General features: G+C 69.6%; 18 protein-coding genes. 7 read left to right on the top strand and 11 right to left on the bottom strand.

All coding sequences use genetic code 11. The features are described 5' to 3' along the window. The first annotated feature begins 13 nt into the window (after window positions 1-13). Window positions 14-334, top strand: a complete 321-nt coding sequence (locus ACYVO7_RS01675; protein WP_460448115.1) for a YbaB/EbfC family nucleoid-associated protein — start codon at window positions 14-16, stop codon at window positions 332-334. A 3-nt stretch (window positions 335-337) separates the two neighbouring features. Beyond that, window positions 338-940 carry a recombination mediator RecR gene (gene recR / locus ACYVO7_RS01670; protein WP_460448114.1) on the top strand — a complete coding sequence of 201 codons (603 nt, stop codon included), beginning with the start codon at window positions 338-340 and terminating at the stop codon, window positions 938-940. Between the two features lie 7 nt (window positions 941-947). Here recR and ACYVO7_RS01665 read toward each other — a convergent pair whose 3' ends face one another. After that, window positions 948-2,147 (bottom strand): DNA recombination protein RmuC, encoded by a 1,200-nt coding sequence (locus ACYVO7_RS01665; RefSeq protein ID WP_460448113.1) that lies wholly within the window; start codon window positions 2,145-2,147, stop codon window positions 948-950. 111 nt (window positions 2,148-2,258) lie between these two features. Between ACYVO7_RS01665 and def the strand changes: the two genes are divergently transcribed. The 3 genes from def to truA are packed head-to-tail and all read left to right on the top strand — an operon-like array spanning window position 2,259 to window position 4,482. Next, on the top strand, window positions 2,259-2,771 hold the full coding sequence (gene def / locus ACYVO7_RS01660) for a peptide deformylase (RefSeq protein ID WP_460448112.1): 513 nt from the start codon (window positions 2,259-2,261) through the stop codon (window positions 2,769-2,771). A 44-nt stretch (window positions 2,772-2,815) separates the two neighbouring features. Next, entirely contained in the window at window positions 2,816-3,745 is a 930-nt protein-coding gene (gene fmt, locus ACYVO7_RS01655; RefSeq protein ID WP_460448111.1) for a methionyl-tRNA formyltransferase, read from the top strand. Continuing rightward, the gene (gene truA, locus ACYVO7_RS01650; protein WP_460448110.1) at window positions 3,745-4,482 is read left to right on the top strand and encodes a tRNA pseudouridine(38-40) synthase TruA; all 738 of its coding nucleotides are present in this window, start codon (window positions 3,745-3,747) and stop codon (window positions 4,480-4,482) included. Before fmt ends, truA begins: the two co-directional genes overlap by 1 nt. Window positions 4,483-4,492: 10 nt before the next feature. Here truA and ACYVO7_RS01645 read toward each other — a convergent pair whose 3' ends face one another. From ACYVO7_RS01645 to ACYVO7_RS01630, 4 genes are all read right to left on the bottom strand, one after another. After that, a complete protein-coding gene (locus tag ACYVO7_RS01645) occupies window positions 4,493-5,077 on the bottom strand; it encodes a hypothetical protein (protein ID WP_460448109.1) in 585 nt (194 codons plus the stop codon). Window positions 5,078-5,183: 106 nt separating this feature from the next. Continuing rightward, a complete protein-coding gene (gene dapE, locus ACYVO7_RS01640) occupies window positions 5,184-6,347 on the bottom strand; it encodes a succinyl-diaminopimelate desuccinylase (protein ID WP_460448108.1) in 1,164 nt (387 codons plus the stop codon). 28 nt (window positions 6,348-6,375) lie between these two features. Next, window positions 6,376-7,218 carry a 2,3,4,5-tetrahydropyridine-2,6-dicarboxylate N-succinyltransferase gene (dapD, locus tag ACYVO7_RS01635; RefSeq protein ID WP_460448107.1) on the bottom strand — a complete coding sequence of 281 codons (843 nt, stop codon included), beginning with the start codon at window positions 7,216-7,218 and terminating at the stop codon, window positions 6,376-6,378. 66 nt (window positions 7,219-7,284) lie between these two features. Then, a complete protein-coding gene (locus ACYVO7_RS01630) occupies window positions 7,285-8,031 on the bottom strand; it encodes a pyrimidine 5'-nucleotidase (RefSeq protein ID WP_460448106.1) in 747 nt (248 codons plus the stop codon). A 158-nt stretch (window positions 8,032-8,189) separates the two neighbouring features. On the opposite strand from ACYVO7_RS01630, the gene ACYVO7_RS01625 reads away from it, so the two are divergent. After that, window positions 8,190-8,573 (top strand): type II toxin-antitoxin system PemK/MazF family toxin, encoded by a 384-nt coding sequence (locus ACYVO7_RS01625; protein ID WP_460448105.1) that lies wholly within the window; start codon window positions 8,190-8,192, stop codon window positions 8,571-8,573. Window positions 8,574-8,692: 119 nt separating this feature from the next. Here ACYVO7_RS01625 and argB read toward each other — a convergent pair whose 3' ends face one another. From argB to rpmH, 6 genes are all read right to left on the bottom strand, one after another. Continuing rightward, on the bottom strand, window positions 8,693-9,583 hold the full coding sequence (gene argB / locus ACYVO7_RS01620; RefSeq protein WP_460448104.1) for an acetylglutamate kinase: 891 nt from the start codon (window positions 9,581-9,583) through the stop codon (window positions 8,693-8,695). Window positions 9,584-9,776: 193 nt separating this feature from the next. After that, window positions 9,777-10,142, bottom strand: a complete 366-nt coding sequence (locus ACYVO7_RS01615; protein WP_460448103.1) for a DUF423 domain-containing protein — start codon at window positions 10,140-10,142, stop codon at window positions 9,777-9,779. Further along, a complete protein-coding gene (yihA, locus tag ACYVO7_RS01610) occupies window positions 10,139-10,855 on the bottom strand; it encodes a ribosome biogenesis GTP-binding protein YihA/YsxC (protein ID WP_460448102.1) in 717 nt (238 codons plus the stop codon). The genes ACYVO7_RS01615 and yihA overlap by 4 nt, the downstream gene beginning before the upstream one ends. A 58-nt stretch (window positions 10,856-10,913) precedes the next feature. Then, window positions 10,914-12,791 (bottom strand): membrane protein insertase YidC, encoded by a 1,878-nt coding sequence (yidC, locus tag ACYVO7_RS01605; protein WP_460448101.1) that lies wholly within the window; start codon window positions 12,789-12,791, stop codon window positions 10,914-10,916. Window positions 12,792-12,794: 3 nt separating this feature from the next. Then, entirely contained in the window at window positions 12,795-13,247 is a 453-nt protein-coding gene (gene rnpA, locus ACYVO7_RS01600; RefSeq protein ID WP_406856216.1) for a ribonuclease P protein component, read from the bottom strand. 25 nt (window positions 13,248-13,272) lie between these two features. Next, window positions 13,273-13,407, bottom strand: coding sequence for a 50S ribosomal protein L34 (gene rpmH / locus ACYVO7_RS01595; RefSeq protein ID WP_106335600.1), 135 nt, complete (start codon window positions 13,405-13,407; stop codon window positions 13,273-13,275). A gap of 334 nt (window positions 13,408-13,741) precedes the next feature. On the opposite strand from rpmH, the gene ACYVO7_RS01590 reads away from it, so the two are divergent. Next, the gene (locus ACYVO7_RS01590) at window positions 13,742-15,178 is read left to right on the top strand and encodes an FAD-dependent oxidoreductase (protein ID WP_460448100.1); all 1,437 of its coding nucleotides are present in this window, start codon (window positions 13,742-13,744) and stop codon (window positions 15,176-15,178) included. The last annotated feature ends 15 nt before the right edge of the window (window positions 15,179-15,193 follow it).

The raw sequence follows: 15,193 nt of genomic DNA, 5'->3' as shown, positions 1-15,193 counted from the left end.
TCAGGAGCCTCACATGAAGGACATCATGGGCATGATGAAAAAGGTCCAGGAGATGCAGTCCAAGATGACTGCGCTCCAGGACGAACTCGAAGCGCTCGAGGTCGAGGGCGCGGCCGGCGGCGGCATGGTCAAGGCGACGATGACCGCCAAGGGGCAGGTCAAGTCCGTCTCGATCGACGACAGCCTGCTGAATGCGGACGAGAAGGACATTCTCGAGGACCTCATCATCGCGGCCATGAACGACGCCCGCGGAAAGGCCGACCGGGCCGCGCAGGAGAAGATGTCGTCGATCACCGCCGGCCTGCCCATCCCGCCCGGCATGAAGCTCTTCTGATCCATGGCGTCGACCAGCGGTCCGGAGATCGAGCGGCTGATCCAGCTCCTGGCGCGCCTGCCAGGGCTCGGCCCGCGGTCCGCCCGGCGGGCCGCGCTGCACCTGATCAAGAAGCGCGAGCAGCTGCTCGCCCCGCTGGCGGACGCCATCCGGGTCGCCAACGAGCGCGTCGTGGTGTGCTCGACCTGCGGCAATGTCGACACGTCCGACCCCTGCACGCTGTGCCGCGACCCGCGCCGCGACGACACGGTGCTGGTCCTGGTGGAGGACGTTGCCGACCTGTGGGCGCTGGAGCGCGCGCAGGTGATCAATGGCCGCTATCACGTGCTGGGCGGCACGCTCTCGGCGCTGGACGGCGTCGGCCCGAAGGACCTCAACCTCGACAGGCTCGTGGCGCGCGTCGCCGAGGGCGGGGTCCAGGAGGTGATCCTGGCCCTGAACGCCACCGTGGACGGGCAGACCACCGCCCATTACGTCACCGACCTGCTGTCGCATCTGCCCGTCAAGGTGAGCCGGCTGGCCCACGGCGTTCCAGTGGGCGGCGAGCTGGACTATCTCGACGAGGGCACGCTGGCGGCCGCCTTCCGGCAGCGCACGGCGCTCTGACGCCGCCTCACTCGGCCCCGTAGCTCCGCCCGAGGGGGTTCGGCAGGCTCTCGGCCGGCGGCCCCGCCTCGACCTTCGCGCCCGGCGCCTCGAACTCCATCGCCTCGATCCGCTCGCCCCGCTTCAGGACCTTGTCGGCAGAGGTGACGATCATGCCGACATCTTCGGTCGCCTGCCTGAAATGCCCGTCGAGCTTCAGCGTCCGCTCCCGCAGGCGCTTGACGTCCTCGATCAGCTTGCCGACTTCCGCCTGGATCTGGTGCGCCTGCTCGCGCATGCGCGCGTCCCGCACGATGGCCTGCATGACCTGGATCGCCATCGCGAGGAGCGAGGGCGACACGATCAGCACCCTCGCCCGGTGGGCGCGCTGCACGAGGTCCTCGAAATGCTCCTGCAGGTCCGCGAAGAGCGATTCAGCCGGCACGAACAGCACCGCGATGTCCTGCGTCTCGCCGGGGATGAGGTATTTGTCGGCGATGTCCTTCACATGCGCGCCGACATCGGCGCGCACCCGCTGCATGGCGCTGCGCCGCGCCTCGTCCCCCTGCGCCTCGCGGAAGGCCGTGAAGCCCTCGAGCGGGAACTTGGCGTCGACGACGAGCGGCCGGTCGTCGCCGGGCAGCCGGATGACGCAATCGGGCCGGCGGCCGGAGGAGAGCAGGGCCTGGAACTCAAAGGCCGCCGGCGGCAGCGCGTCCCTGACGATCGCCTCCATGCGGCCCTGGCCGAAGGCGCCGCGCGTCTGCTTGTTGGACAGGATGTCCTTCAGCGACAGCACCTCGCCGGTGAGGTCGGTCAGGCGCTTCTGCGCGGCGTCGATCACGGCGAGCCGCTCGTTCAGCTTGCTCAGGTTCTCGCTGGTCTGCCGCGACGTCGCGTTCAGCCCGTCTCCGACCCGGTTCTGCAGGCTGTCCAGCCGCTCGGCGATCAGCCGCACGAGGTCGGCCTGCCGGTTGCCGAAGACCTCGCCGATGGTCTGCATCCGGCCGGTCATCTCGGACTGGATCTGGGTGAGCGCCGCCAGCTTTTCGTCCAGCTCGCGCTGGCGCTCGATCGCGCCGGCCGCCTCGAGGCTGCGCTCGCGGGAGGCGCGGCCCGCCGACAAGGCGAGCCAGAACAGGCCCAGCACCGCGGCGCCCAAGAGGGCGAGCACGGCTTCGCCCCAGGTGACGGCGTGCCCGCCGACGATCAGGATGACGCGATCCATGCGAGGCACAGTACCGCGATTCGCCCCAGAAGCGAGAACGAAAACGGAACGGTTTGATTTTGGCCGCCCGAGTGTTTATCTCGGGCACGTTTTCAAAGAGCGGCGCCCTTCATGTCTGTCCGACCGATCCTGATCATCCCCGACTCCAAGCTGCGGCTCGTCTCGGCGCCCGTCGCCAAGCCCGCGCGCGAGCTCGCGCCGCTGATCGACGACATGTTCGAGACCATGTACGACGCCCCGGGCATCGGGCTGGCGGCGATCCAGATCGGCGTCCCTGAGCGGGTGATCACGGTCGACCTCGCCCGCGAGGGCGAGGACAAGCAGCCGCTCGCCCTCATCAACCCGCAGGTGCTGTGGACCTCCGAGGAGCGCTCCGTCTACGAGGAGGGCTGCCTGTCGATCCCCGACTTCTACGAGGAGGTCGAGCGTCCCGCCAAGGTGCGGGTGCGGTTCACCGACCGGGGCGGAGCCGAGTGCGAGATCGAGGCCGACGGCCTGCTCGCCACCTGCATCCAGCATGAGATCGACCATCTCGAAGGCAGGCTCTTCATCGATCACATCTCCAAACTGAAGCGCGACCGGGTGATGAAGAAGTTCGCCAAGCAGGCCCGGCGCGAAGCCTGAGCCGTTCCCGCCGCGCCAGCGGCCGACCTGAACACGGGTGACAGATGCTGCGCGTCGTCTTCATGGGCACGCCCGATTTCGCCGTGCCGACCCTGTCGGAGATCGTCGGGCAGGGCCACGAGGTCGTCGCCGCCTATACGCGCGCCCCGGCGGCCGCGGGCCGCGGCATGGCGCTGAAGCCCTCGCCGGCGCAGGCCGCCGCGGAGCGGTTCGGGATCCCGGTCTTCACGCCTGCGACCCTGAAGGGCGAGGAGGCCGCGGAGACCTTCCGCTCCCTGCAGGCCGATGTGGCGGTCGTGGTCGCCTACGGGATGATCCTGCCGGAGGCCATCCTGGCCGTCCCGCCGCTCGGCTGCCTCAACCTGCATGCGTCCCTCCTGCCGCGCTGGCGCGGCGCGGCTCCGATTCAGCGCGCCGTGATGGCCGGCGACAGGGAGACCGGCGTGGCCGTGATGCGCATGGAGAAGGGGCTGGATACGGGGCCGGTCGGCATGGTCGAGCGCCTCGCCATCGGCCCGGACGCGACGGCGGGCGAGATCCACGACCGCCTGGCGCAGCTCGGGGCGGACCTGGTGGTCCGCGCCCTGGCGGCCCTGTCGCGCGGCGCCCTCGCCTTCACGCCGCAGCCCGAGGATGGCGTGACCTATGCGGCCAAGATCCAGAACGAGGATTCGCGGATCGATTGGGCCCGCCCCGCCCAGGCGGTGCACGACCAGGTGCGCGGCCTCTCGCCCTTTCCGGGCGCCTACTCGCTGGTCGACCTCGGCCGCGGGCCGGAGCGCCTGAAGATCCTGAAGACCCGCCTGGCGGAGGGCTCCGGGCCGGCCGGGGAGGCCCTCGACGACGGCCTGACGGTCGCCTGCGGGCAGGGCGCCGTGCAGGTGCTGCAGGTCCAGAGGGCGGGGTCGCGCGCCATGAGCGCGGCGGAGTTCCTGCGCGGCGTGCCCGTCCGGGCCGGGGCGAGGTTCGGCTGATGCCCCGCTACAAGCTCGTCATCGAGTATGACGGGACGCCTTTCGTGGGCTGGCAGTTCCAGGCCGTCGGACGCTCGGTGCAGCAATGCATCGAGGACGCCATCGGCCGGTTCACGGGCGAGACGGTGCGGATCCAGGGCGCGGGCCGGACGGACGCGGGCGTGCACGCCACGCACCAGGTCGCGCATGTCGACCTCGCGCGCGACTGGCCGACCGATACGGTGCGCGACGCCGTCAACGCGCATCTGCGCCCACACCCCATCGCCATCCTGTCGGCCGAGCGCGTGGACGACGGCTTCAACGCCCGCATGTCGGCGCGCGGCCGCCACTATCTCTATCGCATCCTGAACCGCCGGCCGCCCCTGGCGCTCGACGCCGACCGGGCCTGGCACGTGAAATGGCCGCTCGACGCGGAGCGCATGCACGACGCCGCCCAGGCGCTCGTGGGCATGCACGACTTCACGACCTTCCGCTCCTCAGACTGCCAGGCCGCCAGCCCGGTGAAGACGCTGTCGCGCCTCGACGTGGAGCGGGTCGGGCAGGAGATCCGCGTCTACGCGTCGGCGCGCTCCTTCCTGCATCACCAGGTGCGCTCCATGGTGGGGTCATTGCAGTATGTGGCGGCCGGGCGCTGGTCCAAGGCGGACCTGACCGCGGCGCTGGAGGCGCGCGACCGTTCGCGATGCGGACCCATGGCGCCCTCATGCGGGCTCTACCTGACCGGCGTCGACTACTAGGGCGCCGGCTTCAGGCCAGCAGCGAGGCGGCGGCGGTCACCAGCCCGTTGAGGCTGACATCGACCAGCACGAGGACGGCCGCCACGCCGCCCGACACGCCGAGCGCGGCTTTCGCCAGGAACCAGCGATAGTGCAGGACGATGAACCCGAAGGCGGCGAGGAACAGCGCCGCCAGCCCGTTGGTGGCGAGCCCCAGCACATGCAGGAAATGCGGCACGCACAGGATCAGGGTCGCGACCACGGCCGACCAGTTATAGGCGATGACATAGCCCGCATAGCGGCGCTCCAGCCCGAGCAGGCGCACGAGGCCGATCATTGCGGCCGGAAAGGCGAGCCAGCAGCCGGTGAGCAGCACGATTTCGCGGGTGACGAGGAGCGGGCTTTCGAACAGCCCGTCCTCGAGCGGCAGGCCGGCTTGCAGGCGGGCGTCCGCCAGCAGTACGATGAAGGCCGGCGCCGCCAGCAGCATCGCCCCGAACGATCGCCAGAACGCCCCGAAAGAGACCTCGTAGGCGCCGAGACCGGCCGGGTCGCGGTTGAGGAGCTTCAGGGCCCCTCCCAGCGATCGGCCGACTTCCTCCAGGCTGAGGATCATGTCGCGCTCCATCGATGCTGCAGTGCACAATGTAACTCGACTACGACTTTTGTCGAGCATCATGCGGCACATTCAACGGAACGTGATGCGCTTTGTTCCTTCCGTCTCAGCCGAGAACGCGCGCGAGCACGCGCTCGTAGATCCGGGTCAGCGCCTCGATGTCGGCGATCTCGGCCCGTTCGTCGACCTGGTGCATGGTTGCGCCGACCAGCCCGAACTCCAGGACGGGGCAGTAATCCCGGATGAACCGGGCGTCCGACGTTCCGCCGGTGGTCGAGAGCGCCGGTTTCCGGCCCGTCACCTCCTCGACGGCGTCGCTGACGAGGGACACGAACGGCCCGGGCGGCGTCAGGAAGGCCGGCGAATTGGAGCGGTCGAACGCGACCTCGTAGCGCGCCTGCGGCCCGGCGGCGCGCTCCAGGCGAGCGCGGATCTCCTTCTCCAGGGTCTCGGCCGTCCACAGGTCGTTGAAGCGGATGTTGAACACCGCCCGGGCCGCCGCCGGGATCACGTTGGTGGCGGGGTTGCCGACGTCCACCGTTGTGAATTCCAGGTTCGAGGGGCCGAACTGCGCCGTCCCGTGGTCGAGCGGCTCGGCCATCAGCGCCGTCAGCAGGGGCGCGAGGCGCCGGATGGGGTTGTCGGCCAGATGCGGGTAGGCCACGTGCCCCTGGACGCCCTCCACCGTGAGGCGGCCGGTGAGGGACCCGCGCCGGCCGATCTTGATCATGTCGCCGAGGGCCTCGGGATTGGTGGGCTCACCCAGCAGGCAGCAGTCGAACCGCTCGCCGCGGGCCTTCGCCCATTCGAGCAGCTTCGCCGTGCCGTTGACGGCCGGCCCCTCCTCGTCCCCCGTGAGTAGGAACGCGATCGAGCCCTTGGGCGGCGCGTCCAGGGCGGCCAGGTAGCGCAACGCCGCCGACACGGAGGCGGCCACGCCGCTCTTCATGTCGGTCGCGCCGCGGCCATACAGGACGCCGTCGACGATCTCGGCCGCGAAGGGCGGGTGGAACCACTGCGCCTCGTCGCCGGGCGGCACCACGTCGGTGTGCCCGGCGAACAGCATCACGGGCGCGTCTACGCCGATGCGGGCGTAGAGATTCTCCACATCCGCGGAGCCGGGCTCGGAGAAGGTCAGCCGATGGGTCTCGAAACCGGCCTTCGCCAGCACGTCCGCGAGGAGGTCGAGCGCGCCGTCGTCCGCCGGCGTCACCGACCGGCGGCGGATGAGGGCCTGCGTCAGGGCGACGGGATCCAGCGCGTCCAGCATGGCTTGGCCTCTTCCCCGGCGCGCCTCGTCAGTCGCGCAGCAGCTCGTTGATGCTGGTCTTGGAACGGGTGCGCTCGTCGACGCGCTTCACGATCACGGCGCAATACAGCGACGGCCCCGGCGAGCCGTCCGGCAGCGCCTTGCCGGGCATGCTGCCCGACACGACCACCGAATAGGGCGGCACGCGGCCGTAGAACACCTCGCCCGTCTCGCGGTCCACGATCTTGGTCGACGAGCTGATGAACACCCCCATGGAGATGACCGAGCCCTCTCCGACCACCACGCCCTCGACCACCTCGGACCGGGCGCCGACGAAGCAGTTGTCCTCGATGATGGTCGGGCCCGCCTGCAGCGGCTCCAGCACGCCGCCGATGCCCACGCCGCCCGACAGGTGCACGTTCTTGCCGATCTGCGCGCAGGAGCCGACCGTGGCCCAGGTGTCCACCATCGTGCCGCTGTCCACATAGGCGCCGATATTGACGAAGGACGGCATCAGCACCACGCCGGGCGCCACATAGGCGCCGCTGCGCACCGTGCAGTTGGGCACGGCCCGGAATCCGGCCTTCTGGAAGGCGGCTGCGTCCCAGCCCGCGAATTTGGACGGGACCTTGTCCCACCAGGACGAGGCGCCGGGGCCGCCGCCGATGAGGGCGTTGTCGTTCAGGCGGAAGGAGAGCAGCACCGCCTTCTTCAGCCACTGGTTGACGGTCCAGCCCTCGGGACCCTTTTCGGCCACCCGGGCGGCGCCCGCGTCGAGCAGCGCCAGCGCGTGCTCCACGGCGTCCCGGGTCTCGCCCCGGGTGGCGGGGCCGAGATCGGCCCGGGCTTCCCAGGCAGCGTCGATGACGGAGGCGAGTTGGGCGTGCTGCATGGCGGAAGTCCGGAGTTGGTGCGCGGGTCGCGCGTGCTTACCAACCTCGGGCCCGGCTGTCATCCGTCACGCCGCGCCGGCGACGTCCGGCGCGTCCCGCAGCGGCGTGTTGCTGCGCAGGAAATCGGCGAGGTCGACCGTGGAGTGGTGAATATAGGGCGCCTCCACGGCGGCCTGCTCCTCGGCCTCGCGATAGAGATCGAAGGTCTTCGGCAGGACCAGCACGGTCGTCATGCCCAGGGCGGCCGGCACCACGAGGTTCTTGGCCAGGTCCTCGAACATGGCCGCCTTCTTCGGATCGACGTCATGCCTGTCGAGGAACTTCTCGTAGGTCCGCGCCTCGGGCTTGGGCACGAAGTCCGCCGCCACGATGTCGAAGATCTCCTCGAAATGGTCGCGGATGCCGAGCTTGCCCGCCACGTTCTCGGCGTGCTGGCGCGAGCCGTTGGTGAGGATCAGCTTGCGCCCCGGCAGCCTCTCGATCGCGGAGCCGAGCGCCGGGTCGGGGTCCAGCAGGGACAGGTCGATCTGGTGCGCGAATTCGAGGAAGTCGGCCGGCTCGATGGCGTGCTCGTCCATCAGGCCCTTCAGGGTCGTGCCATAGCGGCCGTAATAGTATTTCTGCAAAGCCCTCGCCGAGAGCCCGTCCAGCCCGAACATCTCGGCCAGGAACAGCGTGATGCGCTGGTCCACCTGCGGCCAAAGCTGCGCGTGCGCAGGATAGAGCGTGTTGTCGAGGTCGAAGATCCAGGTGTCGACGTGATCGAAGCCCGGCGTCGCCGTCGCGTGCGGCGGAGAAACGTGACGTGTCATGGGACGAACGAACCTCGCATCGCACAACGTCGAGATTGTGGCGAAAGGGGTTCAGTGTCCGACGCAGAGGTTAAGGGATTGCGGGCTGCAACTCCCGGCTAGTGGATGCAACCGATCCCAATGTCGGAAACTCCGCGGAACACATCCGAGTACGACCGATGTCCGAGAAGCCGCCGCGGGTTCCACCGCGGCTTCGCGCCGTCCCAGCGATCAGGCAGCTTCTGTGGTGCGACTTTCCGAGAGACGCTCAACTTCCTGAGTTTTGGAAAACACGCCCGGTGATCGTCCTGTCGTTTCGAAACAACTTGTCAGGCGCGGTCACTGTCGTCCCATGCTCATCCAGCCCTCAGGACCAGAACGAATGGGCTTGCCGCCTGTCCACGACGATCGATGGAGGCCCGTCATGGGCCATTTGCGATAAGCTGACGACGGTGGCGGTGAGCCGGCTATCAGCTCCGGCTGCAGGAAAGCGCAGGCTTCCGCCTGAGGAGTTCAACGTAATCTTGGCTCTCGTGCTAAAGTGGCTTCCAACGCCAACTTGATTTTTTCACTCGGAGCGACGATATTGAGGGCACTTGCGGCCCCGAAAGGGTGTCCGTTTCCCCGCGAGGGGAGCTAGACGCCAGGGGAGCCGAGAGGCTCCCCTTGGTTCTTCAGGGCCTCACCGCGTGATGAGCGTGCCTGCGCCCAGGTCCGTCAGCAGCTCCAGCAGCACGGCGTGCGGCACCTTGCCGTCCAGGATGACGACGCCCTCCACGCCCTGCTCCAGCGCGTAGATGCAGGTCTCGACCTTGGGGATCATGCCGCCCGTGATGGTGCCGTCGGCGATGAGGCCGCGGCACTGGTCGACGGTGAGCTCCTTGATCAGCTGCTTGTCCTTGTCCAGCACGCCCGGCACGTCGGTGAGCAGCAGCAGGCGCTTGGCCCGCAGCGCGCCCGCGATGGCGCCCGCGAAGGTGTCGGCGTTGACGTTGTAGGTCTGTCCGTCGGCCCCGTTGGCCACCGGCGCCAGCACGGGGATCACCTCGCGGCCGAGCAGCGCGTCGAGCACGGTGCGGTCGACCTTTTCGGGCTCCCCCACGAAGCCGAGGTCCACATGGGTGTCCGTCTGGCTTTCGGGATCGTACACGGTCCGGGTCACCTTGCGGGCGATCACCATGTTGCCGTCCTTGCCGCAAAGCCCGATGGCGCGGCCGCCCTCGCCGTTGATGAAGCCGACAAGCTGCTTGTTGATCAGCCCCGCCAAAACCATCTCGACGACCTCGACGGTCTCCTTATCGGTCACCCGCAGGCCCGCCGCGAACTCGCTCTTGATGCCGAGACGGCTGAGCATCGCGCCGATCTGCGGCCCGCCCCCATGCACCACCACCGGGTTCACGCCGGACTGCTCGAGCAGGATCATGTCCTTGGCGAAGTCGCGCGCGACCTGCTCGTTGCCCATGGCGTGGCCGCCATATTTCACCACCACGGTCGCCTCGTCGTAGCGCAGCATGTGGGGCAGCGCCTGAACGAGGATCTCGGCCTGCAGGTGGGGGTCGTTGCTGTCGGTCATGATGTGGCTCGTCCGTCGGCGTCCTGGACCATGCTGTGTTCGACGGAAACACAGCATGGTCCAGGTTTGGGGTTGTCGCATGCTTTGTGCGCAAAGCCGGTTCCCACCTTTTCGCAGCATGCTCTCGGGGCGACCTTCTAGAGCATTTCGGCGTGCGGTGGATATGGGGGAGACGCGAAAAGCTGAGGAGCGCTCAGCGCCGGCCGAAAAGCCCCGCCGCGGCCAGCGTCAGCCAGCCTGCGATCATCGCGAAGCCGCCCGCGGGGGCCGCCATCGGGATGGGCCGCCAGCCGGCCAGCGCTCCCAGCGCCAGCGCGCCGGAAAACAGGGCGACGCCGAGGCCGAGCAGGGCGCCGGCGATCACGACCCAGCGGCTGGGGGCGGGGGACCGGTCCGCCAGCAGGCCCACGCCGAGCAGGGCCGGCGCATGGAACAGCAGGAAATTCGCCGCCGTGCCGAGATTGGCGCCTCCGACATGGGCCGAGGCGGCCCCCAGCGCCACGCCCGCCGCTCCGGTGAGGCCCGCGGCGGCCGTGAAGACGCGCGACGGCGCGTTCACGCCTTCTCGCCGGGAAGGTCGAGCGAGCCGCGCTGCACGAGCAGGCGCGCGATGGCGGCGCGCAGCTCCGGGATCCCGCCGCCGCCGTGGCTCGACGTCGCGGCGATCTCCGGGAACGCCGCCGGGCGCTTCTTCAGACGCTCCTGCGTCTCGGCGATGCGCTGCTCCAGCTGGCCCCGTTTCAGTTCGTCCGCCTTGGTGAGGACGATCTGGTAGGACACGGCCGACTTGTCCAGCAGGTCGAGGATCTCGGCGTCCACCGGCTTCAGGCCGTGCCGCGAGTCGATCAGCACGAACACCCGCGCCAGGCTCGCGCGACCGCGCAGATAGTCGTGGATCAGCCCGGTCCAGGCGGCCACCTTCTGCTTGGAGACGGCCGCATAGCCGTAGCCCGGCATGTCGACCAGCGTGAAGCGTCCGCCGCCGACGTCGAAGAAGTTGAGCTCCTGCGTCCGGCCGGGGGTGTGCGAGGTCCGGGCCAGCGTCTTGCGGCCCGTCAGCGCGTTGATCAGGCTGGACTTGCCCACATTGGACCGGCCCGCGAAGGCGATCTCCAGCGCCCCCATCGGGGGCAGCTGCCCGGTCGGGGCCGCCGCCCAGAAGAACTCGGCTTCGCCCGCGAAGAGCTTGCGGCCGGCTTCGATCAAGGCGGGGGAGGGAGGCTGCGCCTGCGGCGGAGCCGTTTCAGGCGCGGACTGCGGCTGGTCGCTCATGCGGTCCTCGCGGGTGGGAGCGGCCGGGCGCTTTCGCCCCGGCCGTCGCCGTGTCGGGTCAGGCCGGCTTGCCGGCCTTGGCGTCGGGCTTGGAGGCCGGCTTGGCCTCCACTGCGGCGGCAGGCGCCGCACGCTTGCGGAACACGCCGCGCAGGTTGTCCCACAGCTCCACCTTCACGCCCTGGCGCTTCATGATGAGGTACTGCTGCGACACCGAGAGGAGGTTGTTCCAGGACCAGTAGATCACGAGCCCGGCTGGGAACGACGCCAGCAGATAGGTGAAGAACACCGGCATCCAGGTGAACATCGTCTTCTGGACGGGATCGGCGGGTTCCGGGTTCATCTTCATCTGGACGAACATCGTCACGCCCATGATGAGCGGCCAGATGCCGATCATCAGCACGTGCGGCGGCTCCCAGGGGATCAGCCCGAAGAGGTTGAAGATGGAGGTCGGGTCCGGCGCCGCGAGGTCCTTGATCCAGCCGAAGAACGGCGCATGCCGCATCTCGATGGTGACGAACAGCACCTTGTAGAGCGCGAAGAACACCGGGATCTGGATCACCACGGGCAGGCAGCCCGCCACGGGATTGATCTTCTCCCGCTTGTAGAGCTCCATCAGCTCCTGCTGCTGCTTGACCTTGTCGTCCGGGTACTGCTCCCGCAGCGCCTGCATCTGCGGCTGCACGGCCTTCATCTTCGCCATGGAGCTGTAGCTCTTGTTGGCGAGCGGGAAGAAGATGGCCTTGACGATCACGGTCACGACCAGGATCGCGATGCCGAAATTGCCGACCAGCTTGAAAATGCCGTCCAGCAGCTTGAACATCGGCTGGGTGATGAACCAGAACCAGCCCCAGTCGATCAGCAGCTTGAAGCGCTCGATCCCCAGCGTGTTCTGGTAGGCGTCGATCGTGTTGACCTCCTTGGCGCCGACGAACAGGCGCGTGGTGGAGGCGGCCGGAGCGCCGGCCTGAACCGTCAGGGGCTGCAGGGTGACCAGCGTCTGGTAGGCGGGCTTCGCCCCGGCGGGGGGCGTCGACACCGTGAAATTGGCCGTATAGGGCGTCTTCTGGTCCGGGATCAGCGCCGCGGCCCAGTACTTGTCGGTCATGCCGACCCAGCCGCCCGTCGCCTGCGGGAAGCTCTTGCCCTTCTCGGTGGCCGACAGCGCCGGATCCTTCTCCAGCCCGTCATACTTCTCCTCCTTCAGCCCCTGGTCGCCCAGGATGCCGAGGAGGCCCTCGTGGAGGATGTAGTAGCCCTGCGTCACCGGCTTGCCGATGCGGCGCACGAAGCCGTAGGGGGTGAGCGAGGCGGTCACGCCGTCCTTGGCCTCGACGCTGTCGGCGACCGTCAGCATGTAGTTGGCGTCGATCGACACCACGCGCTTGAAGGTGAGGCCCTTGCCGTTGTCCCAGGTCAGGGTGACGGGCTTGGCTTCGGTCAGGGTCTGCGAATCGGCCGTCCAGACGGTCGTCGGCAGCGGCACGTCGACCGCCGCTCCCGCGGCGGGCAGCCAGCCGAGGCGGGCGAAATAGCCCTCCGGCGCGTTGGCCGGCGAGAACACGACGATGTTCGGGCTCTTCTTGTCGACGGTCTCGTGGTAGTCCTTCAGGGCGATGTCGTCGACTTCCGCGCCGCGCAGGTTGATCGAGCCCTGCACGCGGGGCGTGTCGATCTTGACGCGCGGGCTGCCGAACAGCGCGAGCTCGCGCGTGGGCGCGATCATCGGATTCGACTGGCTCTCGGAAGGCGGCGTGTTGGTCTGCGGGCTCGCGCCCGGGATCGGCCCCTGGCTGTTCTGCGACGCCACCTTCGCGTTCTGCGCCGCGTCCTGCCGGGCCTTGTCCATCGTGGGCACGCCGAAGAAGACGTTCCAGCCGATGAGCACCGCCAGAGAGAGGGCGATCGCGAGGAAGAAGTTCTTGTTGTCCTGCATGGCTCAGCGAGTCTCTCGGGGGCGGGGCGCCGCGGATAGGTCGCGAGACCCGGAGCGGTGTCTGGGGCGTTCAAGGCGGCCGATCGCGTCGACGATGTCCCCGATCAGCGTGGGGAACTCAGCCGACAGCACGTCCCGCCGCGCGACCACCACATAGTCGAAGCCTTGTTTGGGGACGAGCACCGTCTCCCGCAAGGCCCCGTCGGGATCCGCGATGCGCCGCAGGGCGGCCCTCAGCCGACGCTTCACGCGGTTGCGTTCGGTCGCGGTGCCGACCTTGCGGCTCACGGTCAGACCGAAACGGGGACCGGCGGCATCGCCCATCTCGGGCGTGCGCTCGATCCCCTGCAAAGTCAGTCTCGGCGTATGAAACCGACGCCCTTTGGCGGCGGCCAGATATTCCGCACGCCTCGTCAGTCGCCCCGGAAAGGTCCGGGTCCGCGAGGAGTCGGTCATGACGGGCGCGCCGCGCGCTCTCCGTTCAGGCCGAAAGGCGCTTGCGGCCGCGCGCGCGGCGAGCCGCGATCACCTTGGCGCCGCCCTTGGTGGCCATGCGGGCGCGGAAGCCGTGGCGGCGCTTGCGCACCAGCTTGCTCGGTTGATAGGTCCGTTTCACGGGTCTTCTCCGGTCCGGCCCGTCCGAAACTCGTCCATGGGCCTGTCAGTCTGGTATCGAACGGCGTCACCGGCGGTCCATCCGCCAGCGATCCCCTTCCGACATGTGCGATGACGCTCGAAAGCTCGCGGGCTTATGGCGGATGAGCGCCTGAAAGTCAACGCGGCCGAGGCCCGTGGCGATCATTCGCGCGAGGGCCTTCTCGGGGGGCCGGCGCCCTCGCGAAGACGCGTCCGGCAGGCGTTCGCGCGGGCTGTCACGCGGCGATTGCATTCCGGCGCCGGCGCGGGTCTGTTGACGACGTCAGGCGGCGCGCCGACTCTCAGAGGCCTGGATGATCGAGAACCTTCTCAAGCCCGACCTGTGCGTGATCGGCGGCGACCCGGCCGGCTCCTCGGCCGCGATGCTGGCCGCCGCGCTCGGGGCCTCCGTGATCCTGATCGAGCCTCCCCGCCCGGCCGGCCTGTCGTCGGACGAGGGCCGCCTCGCCCGGCTGGCCCTCAGGGCCGCCGCCCAGGCCGCGGGCCTGCTGCGGACCTCGGCGGCCTTCGGGGTCGCGGCGTCCAGGCCCCGGATCGACCTCGCCCGCGCCCTGGCGCATGTCCGCGCCGTCGTGGCGGCCTCCGCCGCGGACCGCTCCCCGGCCAGGCTCGCCGCGCTGGGCGCGCGCGTGATCGAGGCGGAGCCTTTCTTCGTGGGGCCGCGCCTCCTGCGCGCCGGCGAGGCCGTGATCCAGGCCCGCCGCTACGTCGTGGCCGCCGGCTCCGCGCCAGCCCTTCCCGCCATCGCGGGCCTCGAGGACACGCCGTTCGTCACTCCGGACTCGTTCCTGGACCTGGACGCCGCGCCCGGCAGGCTGATCGTGCTCGGGGGAGGGGCCGCGGCCGTCGAATGCGCGCAGGCCTTCCGCCTGCTCGGCGCGGACGTGGCGTTGGCGGCGCCGGGCCCGCTGCTCGACGGCTTCGACGCCGAGCTCGCCGCCCAGCTGGCGACGGCGTTGCGGCGCGACGGCGTCGACGTGCGCGCCAGCGTCGTGGTGTCGCGGGTCGCCTCGCGGGAGGGCGGCGTCGAGGTGACGCTGGAGAGCGGCGAGACGCTGTCCGGCGCGCGCCTCATGGTCGCCGGGGCGCGGCGGGCGAGCGTCGACGGGCTGGCGCTGGAGGCCGCCGGCGTCCTGGCGGACGCGTCCGGCGTCCTCGTCGACGCCCGGATGCGCACCGCCAACCGGCGGATCTACGCCATCGGAGGCTGCGTCGGAGGCCCGCAAGGCGTTCCCGAGGACCGTTCGCCGGCCCATCCGGGCCTGCAGGCCGCGCAGGCGGTCCAGAATGCGCTGCTGTGGCGCAAGGCCAGGATCGACGCTGCGCTCGTCCCCACCGTCGTCGCGACGGCGCCGGAGCTGGCCTGCGTGGGGCTGTCGGAAAGCGAAGCGCGGATGCGCCACAAAGCGATCCGAGTGCTCCGCTGGCCGTATTCAGAGAATGACCGCGCCCGGGCGGAGCGCTTGACCACCGGCGAGATCAAAGTCATCACGACCAGGTCGGGCGTGATCCTGGGGGCGGCGATCATCGGCGCCGGGGCGGCTGAGCAGATCGCGACCTGGACGCTGGCGGTGAAGAAGGGCCTGAACGTTGCCGAGTTCCGCGACCTCGCCTTCCCGCACCCGACCTATTCGGAAGCCTCCCGGCAGGCGGCCCTGTCCTTCTACGCGCCCCTGGCGGCGAGCCGCGGCCTGCGCCGTCTCCTGGCGTTCCTGCGCCTCTTCGGCTGAGCCGACGGGACGGCC

The sequence above is a fragment of the Alsobacter sp. SYSU BS001988 genome, assembly GCF_054796215.1.
Note: the sequence above shows the minus strand (reverse complement) of the source record. Positions and strands in the feature narration are given on the sequence as shown.